The organism is Paraburkholderia sp. CNPSo 3272 (genome assembly GCF_024206495.1).
Lineage (GTDB): Bacteria > Pseudomonadota > Gammaproteobacteria > Burkholderiales > Burkholderiaceae > Paraburkholderia.
In genome coordinates, this window is the sequence record NZ_JAMBPQ010000001.1 from 337,808 (window position 1) to 354,934 (window position 17,127).

The 17,127-nt window shown below is 67.0% G+C and carries 17 protein-coding genes; 8 read left to right on the forward strand and 9 right to left on the reverse strand.

The features are described from left to right. Window positions 1-103 precede the first annotated feature (103 nt). The 3 genes from M3I53_RS01675 to M3I53_RS01685 all read left to right on the forward strand — a co-directional run bounded on the left by M3I53_RS01675 (window position 104) and on the right by M3I53_RS01685 (window position 1,752). On the forward strand, window positions 104-826 hold the full coding sequence (locus M3I53_RS01675; RefSeq protein ID WP_254314240.1) for a YdcF family protein: 723 nt from the start codon (window positions 104-106) through the stop codon (window positions 824-826). 160 nt (window positions 827-986) lie between these two features. Further along, window positions 987-1,214 (forward strand): hypothetical protein, encoded by a 228-nt coding sequence (locus M3I53_RS01680; protein WP_254314241.1) that lies wholly within the window; start codon window positions 987-989, stop codon window positions 1,212-1,214. Between the two features lie 277 nt (window positions 1,215-1,491). After that, entirely contained in the window at window positions 1,492-1,752 is a 261-nt protein-coding gene (locus M3I53_RS01685; RefSeq protein ID WP_133184189.1) for a DNA-binding protein, read from the forward strand. A gap of 361 nt (window positions 1,753-2,113) precedes the next feature. On the opposite strand, the gene arfB is transcribed toward M3I53_RS01685, so the two are convergent. Next, window positions 2,114-2,518 (reverse strand): alternative ribosome rescue aminoacyl-tRNA hydrolase ArfB, encoded by a 405-nt coding sequence (gene arfB, locus M3I53_RS01690; RefSeq protein WP_254314242.1) that lies wholly within the window; start codon window positions 2,516-2,518, stop codon window positions 2,114-2,116. 242 nt (window positions 2,519-2,760) lie between these two features. Between arfB and M3I53_RS01695 the strand changes: the two genes are divergently transcribed. Beyond that, window positions 2,761-3,432 carry a VC0807 family protein gene (locus M3I53_RS01695; RefSeq protein ID WP_254314243.1) on the forward strand — a complete coding sequence of 224 codons (672 nt, stop codon included), beginning with the start codon at window positions 2,761-2,763 and terminating at the stop codon, window positions 3,430-3,432. Between the two features lie 124 nt (window positions 3,433-3,556). Continuing rightward, entirely contained in the window at window positions 3,557-6,085 is a 2,529-nt protein-coding gene (locus M3I53_RS01700) for an FUSC family membrane protein (RefSeq protein ID WP_254314244.1), read from the forward strand. Window positions 6,086-6,105: 20 nt separating this feature from the next. On the opposite strand, the gene M3I53_RS01705 is transcribed toward M3I53_RS01700, so the two are convergent. Continuing rightward, window positions 6,106-6,300, reverse strand: a complete 195-nt coding sequence (locus M3I53_RS01705) for a hypothetical protein (protein ID WP_254314245.1) — start codon at window positions 6,298-6,300, stop codon at window positions 6,106-6,108. A 93-nt stretch (window positions 6,301-6,393) separates the two neighbouring features. Further along, window positions 6,394-6,855: an Lrp/AsnC family transcriptional regulator gene (locus tag M3I53_RS01710; protein ID WP_133184185.1), complete on the reverse strand. Its 462-nt coding sequence runs from the start codon at window positions 6,853-6,855 to the stop codon at window positions 6,394-6,396. A 125-nt stretch (window positions 6,856-6,980) separates the two neighbouring features. Here M3I53_RS01710 and M3I53_RS01715 point away from each other — a divergent pair, with 125 nt between their 5' ends. After that, window positions 6,981-7,589: a cysteine dioxygenase family protein gene (locus M3I53_RS01715; protein ID WP_254314246.1), complete on the forward strand. Its 609-nt coding sequence runs from the start codon at window positions 6,981-6,983 to the stop codon at window positions 7,587-7,589. 126 nt (window positions 7,590-7,715) lie between these two features. Here M3I53_RS01715 and M3I53_RS01720 read toward each other — a convergent pair whose 3' ends face one another. The 5 genes from M3I53_RS01720 to M3I53_RS01740 all read right to left on the reverse strand — a co-directional run bounded on the left by M3I53_RS01720 (window position 7,716) and on the right by M3I53_RS01740 (window position 12,661). After that, window positions 7,716-10,229 (reverse strand): mechanosensitive ion channel family protein, encoded by a 2,514-nt coding sequence (locus M3I53_RS01720; RefSeq protein WP_375542445.1) that lies wholly within the window; start codon window positions 10,227-10,229, stop codon window positions 7,716-7,718. A 104-nt stretch (window positions 10,230-10,333) separates the two neighbouring features. Then, a complete protein-coding gene (locus M3I53_RS01725; protein WP_254314247.1) occupies window positions 10,334-10,978 on the reverse strand; it encodes an NAD(P)-dependent oxidoreductase in 645 nt (214 codons plus the stop codon). 104 nt (window positions 10,979-11,082) lie between these two features. Further along, window positions 11,083-11,538, reverse strand: coding sequence for an Rrf2 family transcriptional regulator (locus tag M3I53_RS01730; protein WP_254314248.1), 456 nt, complete (start codon window positions 11,536-11,538; stop codon window positions 11,083-11,085). 125 nt (window positions 11,539-11,663) lie between these two features. Further along, window positions 11,664-12,122 carry a hypothetical protein gene (locus tag M3I53_RS01735; protein ID WP_254314249.1) on the reverse strand — a complete coding sequence of 153 codons (459 nt, stop codon included), beginning with the start codon at window positions 12,120-12,122 and terminating at the stop codon, window positions 11,664-11,666. 2 nt (window positions 12,123-12,124) lie between these two features. Then, entirely contained in the window at window positions 12,125-12,661 is a 537-nt protein-coding gene (locus M3I53_RS01740) for a GNAT family N-acetyltransferase (protein WP_254314250.1), read from the reverse strand. 59 nt (window positions 12,662-12,720) lie between these two features. Here M3I53_RS01740 and M3I53_RS01745 point away from each other — a divergent pair, with 59 nt between their 5' ends. Further along, complete coding sequence (locus M3I53_RS01745; protein ID WP_254314251.1) at window positions 12,721-13,302, forward strand: DJ-1/PfpI family protein; 582 nt, start codon at window positions 12,721-12,723, stop codon at window positions 13,300-13,302. A gap of 111 nt (window positions 13,303-13,413) precedes the next feature. Here the strand turns inward: M3I53_RS01745 and M3I53_RS01750 are convergent, their stop codons facing one another. After that, window positions 13,414-15,093 (reverse strand): ATP-binding protein, encoded by a 1,680-nt coding sequence (locus M3I53_RS01750; protein WP_254314252.1) that lies wholly within the window; start codon window positions 15,091-15,093, stop codon window positions 13,414-13,416. A gap of 404 nt (window positions 15,094-15,497) precedes the next feature. Between M3I53_RS01750 and M3I53_RS01755 the strand changes: the two genes are divergently transcribed. Continuing rightward, the gene (locus M3I53_RS01755; RefSeq protein ID WP_254314253.1) at window positions 15,498-16,700 is read left to right on the forward strand and encodes an ammonium transporter; all 1,203 of its coding nucleotides are present in this window, start codon (window positions 15,498-15,500) and stop codon (window positions 16,698-16,700) included. Window positions 16,701-17,127 lie beyond the last annotated feature (427 nt).

Below are 17,127 nucleotides of genomic sequence, written 5' to 3' on the forward strand. Positions count from 1 at the left end.
CACGCACGGCCAACGCCGCGCCACGCTCGCGGCGCAAAGGTCGGTTGGACGCGCATTTTCCCGAAAACAATACGTTACCTCATCCAAATTGATTCTATTCGTTTTGTTTGTGCTATTTGTTGCGCTCGGCCTGCTGTGGCGCAGCGCGCGCTGGCGCGTCGCGGCTTGCGCGGCCGCGCTCTTCTGGCTTCTCGCGACCGGCTGGCTCACCGCCGTGCTGCTCGATATCGCCCAGCCGGAGTTATATCGCACTCCCTACGATCAAGCGAAAAACGGCCCGGCGCACTTCGGCGCGCGCACCGCCATCATCATGCTGGGCGGCGGCACCGAATCCCGCGACGGCCGACTGGTCCCCGCGCGCGACGTCTACGCACGCATTGCACTTGCCGCCGAACTGTACGCGCAGTGCGCGCGCGCGGGCGGCGCGTGCCGCGTGATCGTGAGCGGCGGCAACCCGGAGCACCATGCAAGCGCCGAGGCCGACAACTACGCGCCCTACCTGCTGCGCGCCGGTGTGCCGAGTGCCGACCTCGTGCTGGAAAACCAGAGCCTCACGACGTATCAGAACGCGCGCAACGTCGCGCCCATCGTCCGCGCCGGGAACGACGAAACGCTCCTGCTCGTCACGTCCTCCTACCAGATGCGCCGTGCAATGCTCGATTTCCGGCGCTTCGACATGGACCCGCTGCCCGCGGTTTCCAGCGTGCGCCGGGTCGAGCGCGGCCTGCTCCCGCGCATCGCGAATCTCAAGTCCGCCGAAACGGCGCTCCACGAATCGATTGGGGTTGCCCAGTTTTATGTTTATCGGATGATCGGCTGGTTCTAGTATGACCGTTCGACGACCCCATATGTAACGAGGTGTAACTTCCGCGCAAAACGGCTTACGTGATGTCATCTGGCGCGAGTATTTGATCGTTAGAATGGCATGTCCATCCTGCTTGGACAGATACCGGCTGGGTCCATAAACCGCTCCTTCGGAGGTAGAGATGAAAAAAATGTCCCTCGCAGTCCTGATTTCACTTTCCGCACTGGCGGGCGCTGCGCATGCGCAGTCGGATAACGGCATCACGATGAGCACCGACCCGGCCAAGGCCGACGACGTCCTGCAACGCGCGCAGGCTTTACAGCAGCAACAGGAAGCCGCGCCTGCGCCGGCGCCCATGATGCATCACAAGTCGGGGCATCCGCATCACAAGAAGGCCCCTGCCCAGTAAGAACGGACGACGCCTGGCCGCGCGCAACCCAGCGCCCGCGGACAACGCCTTCCCGGGGATGAAGCCGATGCCGGTTTAGCCGCCATCGGCTTTTTTCTTCGCCGCGCCGCCTGGCTGCGTTTGGGGTCTCCTGGCGCGCATCGGCGCCGCGCCGACGCGCCGGCGCGGTATGCTAAAGTCGCGCACCTCGAAAACGCCCCGGTCGGCCAGACGCGGTCGGCCAGACGCGGTCGGCATAGACCCAACCTTTTGTGCGCGCCACGCGCGGAGAAACGCAATGAGCAACATCCAGCTCGACATCGAATGGACCGAAGCGGCCTCACGCAAGATCGAAAAGCTGATGCCGCGCGGCGGCAACCAGGACGCGTACCTCGCGCTGCCCCCCATCGAATGCCTGCCGATGGAAGGCGACGTGCTGTTTCTCGGCCCGGCTGGCAAGCAGCAGCCGTTTATAGTGGCGGAGCGTCAATACCATCACGAGGGCGACGCAGACTGGACCATCATCCTGATTCTCGACGTGCCCGACACGGCGCACTGAACGGCACACCGTGCTGCCCGCAGGCGGCACGCGAGGCGCTCGCATCCAACGCGGGCGCCCACTCGCGGCATCCCCTCCTCCGGCTTTCCATGGCATGCGTCGCCGCGCCAGGCACGGCTCATGCGCGCAGTTTCTGTCTCTCGCCCCACACTTGACGACCTAGTCCAGGCGGTTGCCGCCGTCGCTCGAACGCCTGCTTCAGAGGCAGCAGTGAGGTCCGCGCAGTAGGAGCGCCCACGAATAGCCCATGCCGCAGCGCGTCCCGAGCCATGCCAAACGCGGACTTTCCGCGCGAGCACCCGTGGCGCGTGCCGGGTTTAGCCACGTCGCAGACCGGCAATCCGCCGCCCGGTCCGGATCACTAATCGGTTACGCGCCGACGCCCCGCCTTCAGCTCACCGGTGCGCGCCTTGCTGTCGAGCCGGCGCAGCTTCGAGGCACGCGTGGGGCGCGTCGCCACGCGCGCCTTGCGCGTCACGCTGACGCTGTCGACCAGCTCCTCGAGGCGCGCAAGCGCGGCCACGCGATTCTGTTCCTGGGTGCGGTATTCCTGCGATTTGATCACGACGATGCCCTCGCTCGTAATCCGACGGTCGGCAAGCGCGAGCAGGCGCATCTTGAGCACCTCGGGCAACGACGAGGCGCGGATGTCGAAGCGCAGATGAATCGCGCTCGACACCTTGTTCACGTTCTGGCCGCCCGCGCCCTGTGCGCGAACGGCGACGAGTTCGATTTCCTGCAACGGGATGGGCGCGCGTGCGGTCATGGGCAACCAGAAAGAAAGCAGGCCGCTTCGGGCCGGACACGCGGCAGTGTCGCACAGCGCGCCTGAATCGGCACCGGCATGACACAGGCGTGACATGCCATCGCGCAAGCGGCAAACCAATCCGCCGCGCATGCGCAATGCCGCTGCGCCGTCGTCCCGCTGCGCAGCCAGTTTGCCGCCGCGCGGCGCATGAACCATACTTGCGACATTCCCTTGGGCGAACCCTCAGGAGCGCGCACCCCATGAAGCTGCGTCCCGCATTCGTTGCCGAACTGGCGGTCAACCTGCTGCTTCCCTGGGTCGCCTACCGTCTCGCCGAGCCGCACTGGGGCGAAGTCGGCGGCCTCATTGCGTCGGCCGCGCCGCCGCTTGCCTGGAGCATCGTCGAACTCGTGCGCTTTCGGCGTGTGGATGCGCTCTCCGCCGTCATTCTGCTCGGCATCGTGCTCTCGCTTGTCGCCGTGGCGTTCGGCGGCAGCCCGCGCGTGCTGTTGATGCGTGAAAGCCTCGCTTCGGGCGCGATCGGCGCCGCGTTCCTGATCTCGCTTGTCGCGAAGCGCCCGCTCGTCTTCTATCTCACGCGAGCGACAGTCGCGCGCGAGACACGCGAAGGCGTCGCGCGGCTCGAACAGCTCTGGAAGGAAAACGCGAGCTTCGCGGCGGCCATGCGCCTGCTCACGTTCATCTGGGGCTTCGGGCTTTGTCTCGATTCCGCACTGCGCACGTATCTGGCCGCCACCTGGCCGATCGAACGCTTTCTCGTCGTCTCGCCGATCATCGGCTATGGCGTGTTCGGCGGCCTGATGGCCTGGACCTTCTGGTATCGCACGCGCATGCGGCGCATTCACGGCACGCACGGCCTGCTCGGCGACGCGGCCGCGGCAACGAACCCGAGCACGCTCAGCGTGGACTGAGACGCCGGCGCCGCCCTCGGCCCAGTCCGGCACGCATCGGCGGTCAGATCGCGCCCGAAATACGTTAGACTCAGCGCCACAATCCGCGGCGTACTGTCCGCTCTCGAACTTCCCCCGGCAGTCGATGCGCTACTCCGTAGAAATCAGGAAATTCCTCTATAGCCAGTACTTTTACGGCGGTCTGCGCATCGCGATCGGCATCTCGCTTCCCGCCGTCCTGTGCCTGTTCGTCTTTCACAAGAGCGAACTGGGCTTCACCATCTCGACCGGCGCACTCGGCGCCTGCGTGGTCGACATGCCGGGGCCGCTCAAGTACAAGCGCAACGAAATGCTCGCGTGCAGCGTCATCGGGTTTCTCTCCGCTTACGCCACGGGCCTCGCCACCTTCAGTCCCATCGCGCTCTGGGCCACCGTGGTGCCGCTCACCTTCGTGCTCTCGCTGATCGTGGTCTACGGCAACCGTTGGCCGCAGATCAGCTTCGCCACCCTCTTCATGATGGTGATGACGCTCGAAGAGCATTTCACGCCGCACCTCGCGCTCGTCAATGCGCTGTGGATTCTGCTGGGCGGCCTCTGGTACACGGCGTGGTCGACCTCGATCAGCCAGCTCATGCTCGATCGCATCGAGCAGCAGGCGCTCGCCGAAAGCGTGTTCGCCTGCGCCGACTACCTGCTCGCACGTGCCCAGTTCTTCGACCTCGACAACGATCTCGACGAGTGCTACCGCAACCTGGTCGCGAAGCAGATCGCCGCCGTCGAGCGCCAGGACGCGGCACGCGACATCGTGCTGCGCAACCTGCCCAAGCTCAGGGCCGGCAAGATCGATGCGCGGCGCGCGATGCACTTCAACCTGTTCATCAACACCGTCGATCTGCACGAGCTGTTCGTGGGCGCGCACACCGACTATCCGCTCGTGCGCAACACCTTCGGCGCCTCCGACCTGCTCGTGTTCTACCGCGACCTGATCCGCAAGGCCGCCGCCGATCTCGAAGACATCGGCCTTGCAGTGCTGCAAAACGAGGCGCCGCGCGCGAGCGTGAACGTGAAGGCCGAATTGCGCGCCATCGAATACGAACTCGAGCTGCTGAAAAAACGCGACCTGGCCGCGACCGATCCGGAGGCCTATGCGGCGATCTCAGCGTCGTTCCGGCGTATCTGGAGTGCGACACGCCTGATCGACCGCATGCGCCGCAGCCTCGCGAGCGAAGTACCGACGACCGAAACAGAGTTGCGTATCGACGAGGCGCTCACACGCTTCGTGACGAACCGCCGCGTGTCCTGGCTGCAGATCTTCTCGAACCTCACGATGGCCTCGCCGAGCTTTCGCCACGCGCTGCGCGTGACGATCGCCGTGGCGGTGGGTTTCTGGCTCGGGCGGCTTCTGCCGCTCACCAACGCCTACTGGATCGTGATGACGAGCATCATCATCCTGAAGCCGGGCTACTCGCTCACGCGCCAGCGCAACGCGCAGCGTATCGTCGGCACGCTGATCGGCTGTATCGCGAGCATTGCGCTGATCCTGCTCGTGAAGCAGCCGCTCGTGCTGCTCGTCTCGATGTTCGCGGCGATGGTGATGAGCTACAGCCTCCTGCTCTTCAACTACACGGCGAGTGTGGTGTTCACTTCGGCCTATGTGCTCCTGATGTTCCATCTGCTCGCGCCGGGCAGCATGCGCATCATCGGCGAGCGGGCGATCGACACGGTGGTGGGCTGCATGATCGCCATCGCCGCGAGCCATCTGTTCCCGTACTGGGAATACCGCCTGATGGGCAAGCTCGTGCACGACATGATCGCCGCGACGCGCAGCTATCTCGAGGCGAGCTGGTGGTGGAGCGGGCGCACGAGCGCGCCGCAGCCGGCGTTCGCGGGCCCCGCGGTGAGCGAGGCCGGCGCGCGCGTGGCCGCCCACGCAACGCCCACGGCGACGCTAGCAGCCGCTGCGGGCGGCGTGGCGAATCCGCTGCCCGGCAGCGCGAGCGCCATGGCGAGCGCTTCGGCGAACGCGGCGAGCGTCATCGACGAACCGGTCGCCGCCGTCGCGACCCTCGACGACTCGCCCACCGCCGGCGCTCCCGGCTCGCCCGTGTCAGCCGTGGGCGCGAAAGCCGCTGCGCAAACCGCCCAGGCCACAGCGGGAGCAGCCGCCGCGGCGCCGTCGCTCGCGCGCGACTTCCGCTACCGGCTCGCGCGCAAGAACGTGCACGTGGCGTTTGCGAATCTCGGCCAGGCGTTCCAGCGCATGATGCTCGAACCGAAGGCCGCGCAGAAGTTCGTGCCCGAGCTCAACGACCTGCTCGTGCGCAGCCACGTGCTCGCTTCGCAGATCACGGCCACCGCCCCGCTCCTGCGCAGCACGGCGCGGACCGACCAGCCGGAGGTCAAGCTCGACGCGCTCGAGCGCGCGCTTTCGTGCGTGCGCGAGAACCTCGTCGCCGCAGAAGCGGGCACGCCTGCGCCCGCCGATCAGGCCGACATCACGAAGCAGCTCACGCGCGAACTCGATGCGATGGTGGTGGAAGCCGAGCGCGCGCTCGGCGCCGCCGGGGAACTGCCGCAGGAACTCAAGCTGCTCGCCCACCAGTGCAAGCAGATGATCACGGCGTCCTGGCTGATTCGCCGGGACGCGAGCATCATCCGACTACCGGAGGAATAAGCAGGAGACGGCCCGGCGCGTCACTGCGTCGAGCCGCTCGCTTGCGAGGCGGCCGTGCTCGCGGATGCATGCGCCGCGCCGGCGCCCACGGTCTCGTCGTACTCGCGCTTGCTTTTGAGCGCGTTGAAGAGCACGGTGCCGATCACGAACAGCACCACCACGACGATGAGCACGGCAACGCCGACGGTGGGGTTCTTCTTGCGCGGTTCGTTCATCGGTCGTGCCCAGCCTCGAATTGGATGACAGGAACGGGCATTCTACGCCGCCATGCCTTGCAGACGGCTTGCGCCGCGGCCCGCCAGGTCACGCTAGGCGCCGCTGCGCACCGGCAGCGCCGTCGAGTATTTGAGCTGCTCCATCGCGAAGCTCGAACTGACGTCGAACAGCGGCACGGCGCGAATGAGCTGCTTGTAGACGCGGTCGAAGTCGTCGATATCGGAGACCACGATGCGCAGCAGGTAGTCGGTCTCGCCGCTCATCCGATACGCCTCGACGATTTCGGGAATCTCCTGCACGGCGCGCGTGAAAGTCTGCGCCCATGCCTCGGTGTGCTGGTTCGTGCGCACGGCGACGAACACCGTCGTCCCCACGCCGAGCTTGCGTGGGTCGCACAGCGCGACCTGCGCGCGGATTACGCCCGTTTCCTTCAGGCGCTGCACGCGCTTCCAGCACGGCGTTTGCGAAAGATTGACGCGTTGCGCCAATTCCGCGACCGGCATGGTCGCGTCCTGCTGCAGCAGCTCAACCAGCTTTCTGTCGATGAGATCCATTTCCGCACTCCCCGAAGCGTAGAAATTTATTCTACACGGTGGGCAAACGAGAAAAGAATAGGAAAACTCTTTCCAGGCGCGAACGGTTATAAATCTTCTTGTAGAAACTGCAAGAAGAACACGCCATGAACGCCCCTGCCGAACTCGCCCTGCTGAACGCCGTCCACACCGCGCAGCAGCACGCCGCCGCCGTCGCGCGCCTCACCGCCGCAATCGACGCCGCCTTCGATGGCTGCGCGATGCCCGGCGACCCGTCGCGCTGCGTCCGCTTCGCGCGCGGCCTGCGCGCGGCGCTCACGCGTGCGCTCGCCGACCCTGCGCTCGTCACGCCTGCGCAGCGCGAAGGCAGCGCGCAGACGTACCGGCGTCATGTCATCGCGGCCGACAGCCGCGGCCGCTACACGGTCGCGGCGCTCGTCTGGCAGCCGGGCCACGCGAGCCCGATCCATGCGCATCACACCTGGTGCGGTTACGCCGTGCTCGACGGCACGCTGACCGAAACGCTCTACGCGTGGGACGACGCACGTCAGGGCGCCGACGTGGTTCGCTCGCATCCGCGCGCGAGCGGCGCGGTGTCGTTCGGCGGACGCGGGCGCACCGGCATTCACCGGCTTTCGAACGGCAGCGACGCGCGCGCCGTCTCGCTGCATGTCTACGGCGTCGCCGCCGAACACATCGGCACGCAGGTCAACGACGTGCTGCCGCTCGTGCGCAAGCCGGCGCTCGCCTCTTGACGCGGCTGCCCCCTTCGCACTGCTTACCGTCTGACTGCGCAAGGCCGCCGGGCAGCCGCCCGGCGCCAGCGCAACCGCGGCGCGAGAAGGTGCGTTTGAGTTTGTCCCGAGCGGCGACGCAGACCTTCAGCCGCGGCTGCCCGCCGTGGGAATCTGCGGCGGCGCGCCCTCGGGGCCCGCCGTTGGCGGGGGTGCGGGCCGCGGCTCGTGCGAGGCATCGCGCGCGACGCCGCCGCTCACATGCACGCCAGACGGATGCGGATGGCCATGCGCCTCCTCGACTTCGCCGCTGCGCGAGGACACGTGCACCTGCATCTGCGGCACCGGCATGTCGATGCCGGCTTCGTCCATGTGGCGCTTCAGGCGCGCATTGAACGCACGCGCCACGCTCCACTGCTGCAGCGGCCGCGTCTTGATCTGCCCTTTGACGACCATCCAGTTCGGGTCGAAGCGGTCGAGCCCCCACACTTCCACGGGCCCGAGTATCTCGCGGCGATAGCGGAAGTCGGCCACGAGTTCCGCGCCGGTCTCGCGAATCATGCGGGTGACCGTATCGAGATCGACCGAGAAGGGCACACGCACTTCGAACACGGCGAACGCGAAATCGCGCGAGAGGTTCTTCACGATCTTGATCTGCGAGAACGGAATCGCGTGGATCGCGCCCTGCCCGTCGCGCAGCCGCACGGTGCGGATCGACAGATGCTCGACCGTGCCCGCGTGGCCGTTGTCGATGTCGATCCAGTCGCCCACCGAAATCGTCTCCTCGATGATGATGAACAGACCGGTGATGAGGTCGGCCACCAGCGACTGCGCGCCAAAGCCGATGGCAAGACCGATCACGCCCGCGCCGGCGAGCAGCGGCGTGACGTTGATGCCGAGATTCGCCGCGGTGACGATGCCCGTGGTGGTGAGGATCGTCACGAGCACCGCATTGCGCACGAGCGGCAGCATGGTGCGCGCGCGCGTGCTGGGCGCGCGGCCCTTGGTGCGCGGACCGCTCGGATTGAGCGCTTCGAGAATCGCGGTATCGATCGTGATCCACACGAGCCAGGCGAGGAACACCGTCGACACGATCGCGAAGATCGCGTGCGCGATGCCGCGCGCGGCCACGTTCGCCTCGATGATCGCCGCAAGCGAAATGTCCCAGAGGCGCGCACACGACTCGAAATACGCGAACCAGATGAACACCACGAGCAGCGTGCCGGCAAAGCGCAGCAGGCGCCGCAGATACGGCGAGCGCCGCCGTACGCGCGCGGGGTTCGGGCGCGTGATGCGCAGTACGACCGCTGAGAGGAAGAACGCGAGCACGAGCAGGAGCGCGGAGACCACCGAGATCTGCAGCACGTCGTCGCGGCTGCCGATGCCGCCGAACGTGGCGACGATCGAAGCGCCGGCGAGCAGCAGCATCGGCAGTTGCCAGAGCGAGGCGAGCACGTCGAGGACTTCGGTGAGCGCCTTGTGGCGGTGGCGCAGCGAATAGCTGCGATTGCGGATGAGATGCGCGACCGGCCGCCGGAAACCAAAGGCGAACACCACCGTCAGCACCGCGGCCGCCATGTTCGCGGCGGTGCTCACCAGTGCGGCCAGGTTCGCGCCCAGCTGGCGCGCGACTTCGAAATTGGTGGCGGCGTCGCCGAGCGCCGCGAGCACGCCGATCGCAAAGAGCAGCCGGCGCGAGCGCGCGATCAGCAGGCGCACGGCCGCGCGCCGGTGGCCCGAGCCGAACAGCGAAAACATGATCAGGCAGATCGAAGAAAACACCGCACCCGCGACGATCGCGTAGGCGATCACGAGGGCGAGCGTGCGCCCGAGCGCGTCCGGCAGCGAGCGCTCGACCACGAGCGCGCCGACGAACGCCACGATCCATGGCGCCGCACGATGCACGACGAAAATCAGCAGATCGATAGTGCGCGGATCGGGCCGCAGGCCGGTCTCGACATCGAAGCGCCTGAGCAGCCGCCGCTCGATCCAGCGCAGCACCGCGGCGCACGCGCCCCAGCCGGCCAGCATGGCGAACAGATCGAACACGATACGGCCGGGGCTTTCGCCCTCTCCGGCCGAGGCAATGTCGTAAAGCTCGACGCCGGCTGCCCTGAAGCGCCCAGCCCAGTAGTGGAACGGACTGCGGCCGCGGCGCGCGTCCGACTCGACCGAGGCGAGTCCGGACGCAATCGCGCCCAGCAGCCCCGCCGAGTTCGCCGCCGGGCCCGAAGCGGGCGCGGGCCCTACGTTTTGCGAAGCGCTGCGAAGTTTCTTGAGCTGATTCAGGAGCGCGGTGCGCTGGCGCTCGTTGTCGAGCGTGCTAATGACACTGTCGAGCGAGCGCGTGAACTCGGCCTGGCTCGCCGGTGACGGCGCCGAGGCCGCTTCGGCCGCCGAAGCCCCCGAGGCACCCGCCGGCGCCCCGGTGATGATGCTCTTGAGCACCGGCAGCACGGGCGCCGGCGCGGCTTGGGCGGCGGCCCGCAGCGGCATGGTGAGGCACGCCGCGAGGCAGGCGAGAAGCATGAGCGCGCGCAGGAACGCGCGGACACACCAGCGCGCCGGCGCAGCGCGCGAAAGAAGTGCACGATCCGCTGGGTCGATGCGCATGCGCGACGGCCCGGCGCCCGCGCCATCGCGTCCGATGCTGGTAGTCATGGCGGAGGGGCAAAAAAAGGACGTTCCAGTTTAGCCGCACTCCAACTCTGCGCGCCTCGCGCGTGCGTAACAGTTTGTCAGCGCAGGGCCCGCCGCTTCGCGCCTCAGTAGGCTACCGTTGTGATCTGACGAATGAAGCTGCCCTGCTCCAGCTCGTCGACGAAGGCGATCGCGTAGTCTTCGGCGGAAATGCGGCTCTCGCCCTTCGCATCGGCGATCAGCGTATTGGCGCCCGTGCGGAACGCGCCCGTGCGCTCGCCGGGAGCGATGATCGCGGCCGGCGCGAAGAAGGTCCAGTCGATGTCGGCGACCGTGCGGTAGTAGTCGAACGCCTCGCGATGGGCGAGCGCGATCGCCTTGTAGGCGTCGGGGAAGCCTTCGGTATCGACGAGCTGCTTGCCGGGCACGACCTCCAGCGAGCCGGCGCCGCCCACCACTACGAGGCGCTTGAGCCCCGCGGCGCGCACGCCTTCCACGAGCGCGCGGCTCGCGACCAGCAGGTCGCCGAGCTGATCCTTGGGCGGCGCGTAGGCGCTCGCCACTACATCGTGGCCGCGCACCGCGGCAGCGATGCTCGCCGCGTCCAGCAAATCGGCCTTCGCCGCGTGGACGTTCGGGACGGCCGCCACGCGCTCGGGCTGGCGGACCAGCGCGCTCACCTGGTGGCCGCGGCGCGCCGCTTCGGCGGCGATGCGCGAACCGACCATGCCCGTTGCGCCAAAGAGGGCGATTTTCAGCGTCTTGCTCATGAACTGACTCCTGTTTCCGTATTTATGTAACTACCGAAGTTACATTTCAGGGGTGAAAAAACGGGGCAATGCCCCGCTGATGAAACTGGCAGCGTGCGGTGCGCTCAGGCGCGCCGCGCCCGCGCGCGTTCGAGCTTGCGCTCGCTGCGCTCCATGTCGTCGACGACGTCCGCGAGCGTGCGGGCGGCCAGTGACGCCTCCATGGCGCGCTGTGCGTCGTCTATCACGCCGCGCAGCGTCTGCTGGATATGGCGCCCGACGAGACAGGCCGGATTCGGCTCCTCGCGATGCATGGCGAACAACTGGGCGTCGTCGACCGCATGGTAGACGTCGAGCAGCGTGATCGCCTGCGCCTCGCGCGCCAGCAGCGCGCCACCGCCCGCTCCCAGTTGCGACGTCGTGAGGCCCGCGCTGGCAAGCATCGACAGGAGCCGGCGAATCAGCGCGGGATTGGTATTCACGCTGCCGGCGATGATCTCCGACGACAGCGGCACACCCTCCTGCTGCGCCAGCAGCGCGAGCACGTGAACGGCAAAGGCGAAACGGCTACTCGTATTCACGGCGAACCTGCCACTGCTGAGCGGCGCACGAATGGTTCGAACCACGCGCGCCAAGAAGTGTAACCATCATAATTACATTAATTCGTAGCGTCAACCCGTCAACTGCGGCCCGCACGGCTGCGGCCTTACTTCGAAGCATCCGATGCCGGCGCCGACGCGGCGGCGTTGCTCGCCCAGCGTTGCAACGAGTGCCCCGCACTCGTCAAACCGGTGCCGGTGGCCGCGGCGGCCTGCCCGAGCAAGGCTTGCGCCGTGCTTGCCGCGCCGCGCAACTGGCCCTGCGCCGCCGAAGCCAGTTCGGCCGTCGATGCGCTCGCCTGCTGACTTTGCGAGGCCGCCGAATCGAGCTTCTGCTGCGCTGCACCGAGCTGCTGGTTCACGAAGCTCGCGGCCTTGTCGAGCGTTTGCGCCGCCTGCTGCGCGGCCTGGTTGGCGGTGTCCTGCGTGGCCTGCTTCACGGCGTCGGCGGACTGTTTGCCCAGAGCGGGTGCGGAAGCGTCGTGCTTGTTACAGCCGGCGGCGAGCGCCGCACACACGAACAGGGAGGCAAGCGTCAACCTTTGCGTCGAAACCTTCGAATACATGGTCATCCTGAAAAATTCGCCGCATGAAGCGGCTTGCATAGATGAAAACGCGGCAATGATACGCCTACGCGCAACACCGATTCCGACGAAATGAGCGAAAAGCCCGCGCGCTCGAAAACCGGCCGCGACACCGCGCTCGCATCGGCGCTCAATACCGTCGAGCGCGCCTCCCGCGCGAGCGCTTCGAGCCGCGCCAGCAACGCCGTGGCGAGGCCGCGGCGCGACCACGCCGGCGCGACGTAGAGCATCTCGACGTGATCGAGCGGAAAGAGCTGCCCGAACCCCGCTGCCACGCCGCCACTGTGCGCCACGAGCGTGACGCCGCGTGAAAGGCGCGCGTCGAAGTCCGCGAGATCGTCGGCGGCCGCAGCCCACGCGCTGCGCTGCGCTGCGTCGTAGAACGAGGCCGCGAGTATGGTCACGGACGCGCGGAACAACGCAGCGAGCGGGCCCGCGTCCTGGCCCGGCACGTAGCGCCGCCAGTCGATGGTTTGCAGTGCGTCGCCCGCGACGCCGTGCTTTGCGAAATCGTCAAACATGATGGAGTAGACTGCCCACGCGCACGATCTGTTCCACCGTCCACCTCTGGAGACAAACGATGGCCGTCAAGAAGATCCTGTTCCTCACCGGCGATTTTGCCGAAGACTATGAAACGATGGTGCCGTTCCAGGCGCTGCAGGCCGTCGGCCACCGCGTCGACGCGGTGTGCCCGGGCAAGAAGGCCGGCGAGCGCGTGAAGACCGCCATCCACGACTTCGAGGGCGACCAGACCTACACCGAAAAGCCGGGCCACCAGTTCGCGCTCAACGCGACCTTCGACGAAATCGACGCCACCAGCTACGACGCGCTCGCCATTGCAGGGGGCCGCGCGCCCGAATACCTGCGCCTCGACCCGAAGGTCATCGAGATGGTGCGTCACTTCGCCCAGGCGAACAAGCCCATCGCGGCGATCTGCCATGCGGCCCAGCTGCTCGCCGCGGCCGAGGTGATCCGCGGCAAGCGCATTTCGGCGTATCCGGCCTGCGCGCCCGAGGTGCGGCTCGCGGGCGGCGAATACGCCGATATCGGGATCGACAGCGCAGTTACGGACGCCCCCTTCGTCACCGCGCCGGCGTGGCCCGCCCATCCCGAATGGCTGCGCCAGTTCCTCGCGCTCCTCGGCACGCGCATCGAGCCGTGAGCGAGCGCTGATCCGCTCGCGCGTCGCCCCGGTTTGGCACTGGGCGCGTGCCGCCCGCGATTCGTTACGCACGCTGCCCTTGGCGTCCGCGCCATTCGCACCATCCGCACCCTATCCTGCAAGGCCACCGGGCGAAGCTTCCGACCGCTCTGCGCGCTCGAGCGCGCTGATGATCTGCTCCGCGTCGCCGGGCAACGGCGGCGCGACCGCAAGCGCATCGGGCAGCGTCAGATAGAACGTCGTCCCCTCGCCTTCCGTCGACTCCACCCACACGCGGCCGCCGTGCCGTTCCACCACGCGGCGCACAAGCGCGAGCCCGATGCCCTCACCCGGCGTCACGTTGCCGTGCATGCGCTGGAACGCCTGAAAGAGCCGCGGCAGCCCCACCTCGGGAATACCGAGCCCGTTGTCGCGCACATAGAAAATCTGCAGCGACTCCACGCCCGGCGGCGCATGAGCCGTGCCGATCTCGACGCGTCCGTCGCGCGCCGGATCGAGATAGTTCAGCGCATTGCCGATCAGGTTTGCAAACACCTGCTCGAGCGCCGTCGGGTCGCCCCATACGTCGGGCAGCGTTTGCACGCTCACCTGCGCACCGCGTGCGCGAATCGACGCGTGCATCGCGTCGACCACGCGCTGCACCAGCTCCTGCACGCTTACGCGCTGGCGCCGGTACTCCACGCGCCCCACGCGCGCGAGCCGCAGCAGCGCGTCGATGATGTGCGATGCGCGGAGCACGGCCGTTTGCAGATAGCGCAGCGCCTCGCCGATATCCTCGTTGATGGTGCGCTCGATGCGCGCGCGCGCCTGCGGCGAGAGCGAAGAATGCGCGATGCGATCGCGCAGGTCGTTGCACGCGTGATTGAGCTCGCGCGAGAAGCCCTGCAGGTTCACGAGCGGCGCGCGCAGATCGTGCGACACGCCGTGGATGAACATCTCGTTTTCCTGCGTCTGCTGGCGCAGGTTTTCGTTGATGCGCGCGAGCTGGTCCGCGCGCCGCGCGAGGTCGGCCTGAAAACCGAGGCGCAGCCGCTCGGCTTCGATCAGCCGCTGGCTGATCTGGTGCAGCGTGAGGTCGAGCTCGGCAATTTCGTCGCTGCCAACCGTGAGCGGCGCGAGCGGTTCGTTTGCGGCCAACCGGTTGGCGTTGTCGGAAAGCGCATCGAGCCGCCCGCGCACGCCGCGCGTAAACACCCAGACCGCAAGCGCGACCAGCACGATCGAGCCGAGCACGGCCGTCATCACCAGTGTCTGCTGCTGGGCGCGCGCCGCTTCGGCGGTAGACACCCGCAACACGTCGAGGCGGCGCTCCTCGGTCTGGAACGAGACGATCTGCGTGCGCACGCGGTCGAGCACGTCGGCTGCCATGAGCGCGCGAAAACGCTCGGCGAGATCGGCACGCCGGCCCGAGCGCAAGAGGTCCTGCACGCGGTCCGACCATTGGCGATAGTTCTGCACGGCGTGGCGAATCTGCACGGCGCGCTCGACCTGCGAGGGATTATCGGAGACGAGATCGACGAGCCGGTCAATGCGGCGATCCACGTCCATCCACATCGAAACCGGGGTGGAATAGCTCGTGTCGTTGGCCGCCACCGCACCGCGCAGCTTGACCGACTCCACCAGCACCGGTTCGAGCACGCGCGAAGCCTGCGCCAGCACGGCCTGGCTGTGCTGGCCCCAACGCTCCGCGGCGGCGGCGTCGGTCTCGGCCTTCACGATGGCCGACAGCAAGCTCAATTCGAATACGGCGGGAATCGCGATCAGCAGAAGCCCTTTGGTCGTGAGGCGCATTGCGTGGCGGTACCGGGCGACCGGACGTGCGTGAGGTGGCAATCCGGCCATTATGTCGGCGTTTGCGCCCTATGTGCGCTCGAAGTTATTCCTCCCGCACACGCGCCATCATTTCTATTAGCCGACAATTCATTGATATGGAAAGGAAAATCGAAATAAACGCCCTGTTCTGGCGCGCGATTTCCCCACTACTGCGCGCGGGCCCCGAGATTGTGCCGAAACGTGGTGCATTCGCCCCAGACGCCAGCACTCGCTCCGACGACCCATACCGACTATTTTCCCGCATCGGTGCACCGCCGCACCGGCTTGACGCCTGATGCAGCTGCAAATTCACCAGTTTGGCGCCGAAACTGGCCCGCATCTTGCTGACTATGCGCCCATTTTGGGCAAACTGGGTACGCCAGATGGACAATCTAAAAACCGGCACCGACACGCTATTTCTGCTGCTGGGCGCCGCCATGGTGCTTGCCATGCACGCAGGGTTCGCGTTTCTCGAACTCGGCACCGTGCGCAAGAAGAACCAGGTCAATGCGCTCGTGAAGATTCTCGTCGATTTTTCGATTTCGACGATCGCCTACTTCTTCATCGGCTACACGCTCGCCTACGGCGTGCAGTTCTTCTCGCACGCCGACGTGCTCGCCGAGCACAACGGCTATGCGCTCGTGCGCTTTTTCTTCCTGCTCACCTTCGCGGCGGCTATTCCGGCCATCGTGTCGGGCGGCATCGCCGAGCGCTCGAAGTTCAATCCGCAACTGTTCGCGACCTTCGTGATCGTTGGCTTCATCTATCCGTTCTTCGAGGGGATGGTATGGAACAACCGCCTCGGTTTCGAGGATGCGATGACGCACGTGTTCGGCGTGCCGTTCCATGACTTCGCGGGCTCGGTGGTCGTCCACGCGTTCGGCGGCTGGATCGCGCTGCCGGCCGTGCTGCTGCTCGGGCCGCGCCACGGCCGCTACACGCGCGACGGCCGCATCGCCGCGCATCCGCCTTCGAACATCCCGTTTCTCGCGCTCGGCGCATGGGTGCTCGCGGTGGGCTGGTTCGGCTTCAACGTGATGAGCGCGCAGACCATCGACAAGATCAGCGGTCTCGTCGCCGTCAACTCGCTCATGGCCATGGTGGGCGGCACGCTCGCCGCTTGGTTCGCGGGCCGCAACGATCCGGGCTTCACCTACAACGGGCCGCTCGCGGGGCTCGTGGCCGTCTGCGCGGGTTCGGACATCATGCATCCGCTCGGCGCGCTCGTGACGGGAGCGGTCGCCGGCGCGCTCTTCGTCTATATGTTCACCTGCGTGCAGAACCGCTGGCGCATCGACGACGTGCTCGGCGTGTGGCCGTTGCACGGCCTGTGCGGCGCGTGGGGCGGCATCGCCGCGGGCATTTTCGGCCAGCGCTGGCTCGGCGGCCTGGGCGGCGTCTCGCTCGGCGCGCAGATCGTCGGCACGCTTGCGGGCATCGTGATCGCCTTCCTCGGCGGCCTCGTGGTGTACGGCCTGCTGCGCAAATTCGTCGGCCTGCGCATCGATCGCGAACAGGAATTCAATGGCACCGACCTGTCGATCCACAAGATCACGGCCACGCCGGAACGCGAAACGGTTTCCTGACCGGCGCGCACGACGCTCATGCGGGCGGCGCCCTGCCGCCGCACCCCATACGCATCACTGACGGACCATCAAAGCTGGCCCATGCCGCCGCCGACGATCACCTCGGTGCCGATCATGACGGCCAATTCCGCCGCGCTCAGATGCAGCACGGTCGAGGCAATCTTTTCCACCGTCGCAAAGCGCTTGAGCGGCGCTTGAGCGGCACCAGCCCACGAATCGACTCGGCCGCCGTGAGCGCGGCAGCGTAACGCCCCGTTCCCTCTTCGGACAGCATGTGCGACTGCATCTAACGGGTGATCAGGCGATGGTATGGCAGAAACCGGGCGGGGGTCGCGTTCACATGACGCCGCGGCCTTGCGGGCACACTGTCAAAGTCGCCTTGACGGTCTGTCCAGCAAAATTGTCGTTGCCGGGCGCAATGACCGGC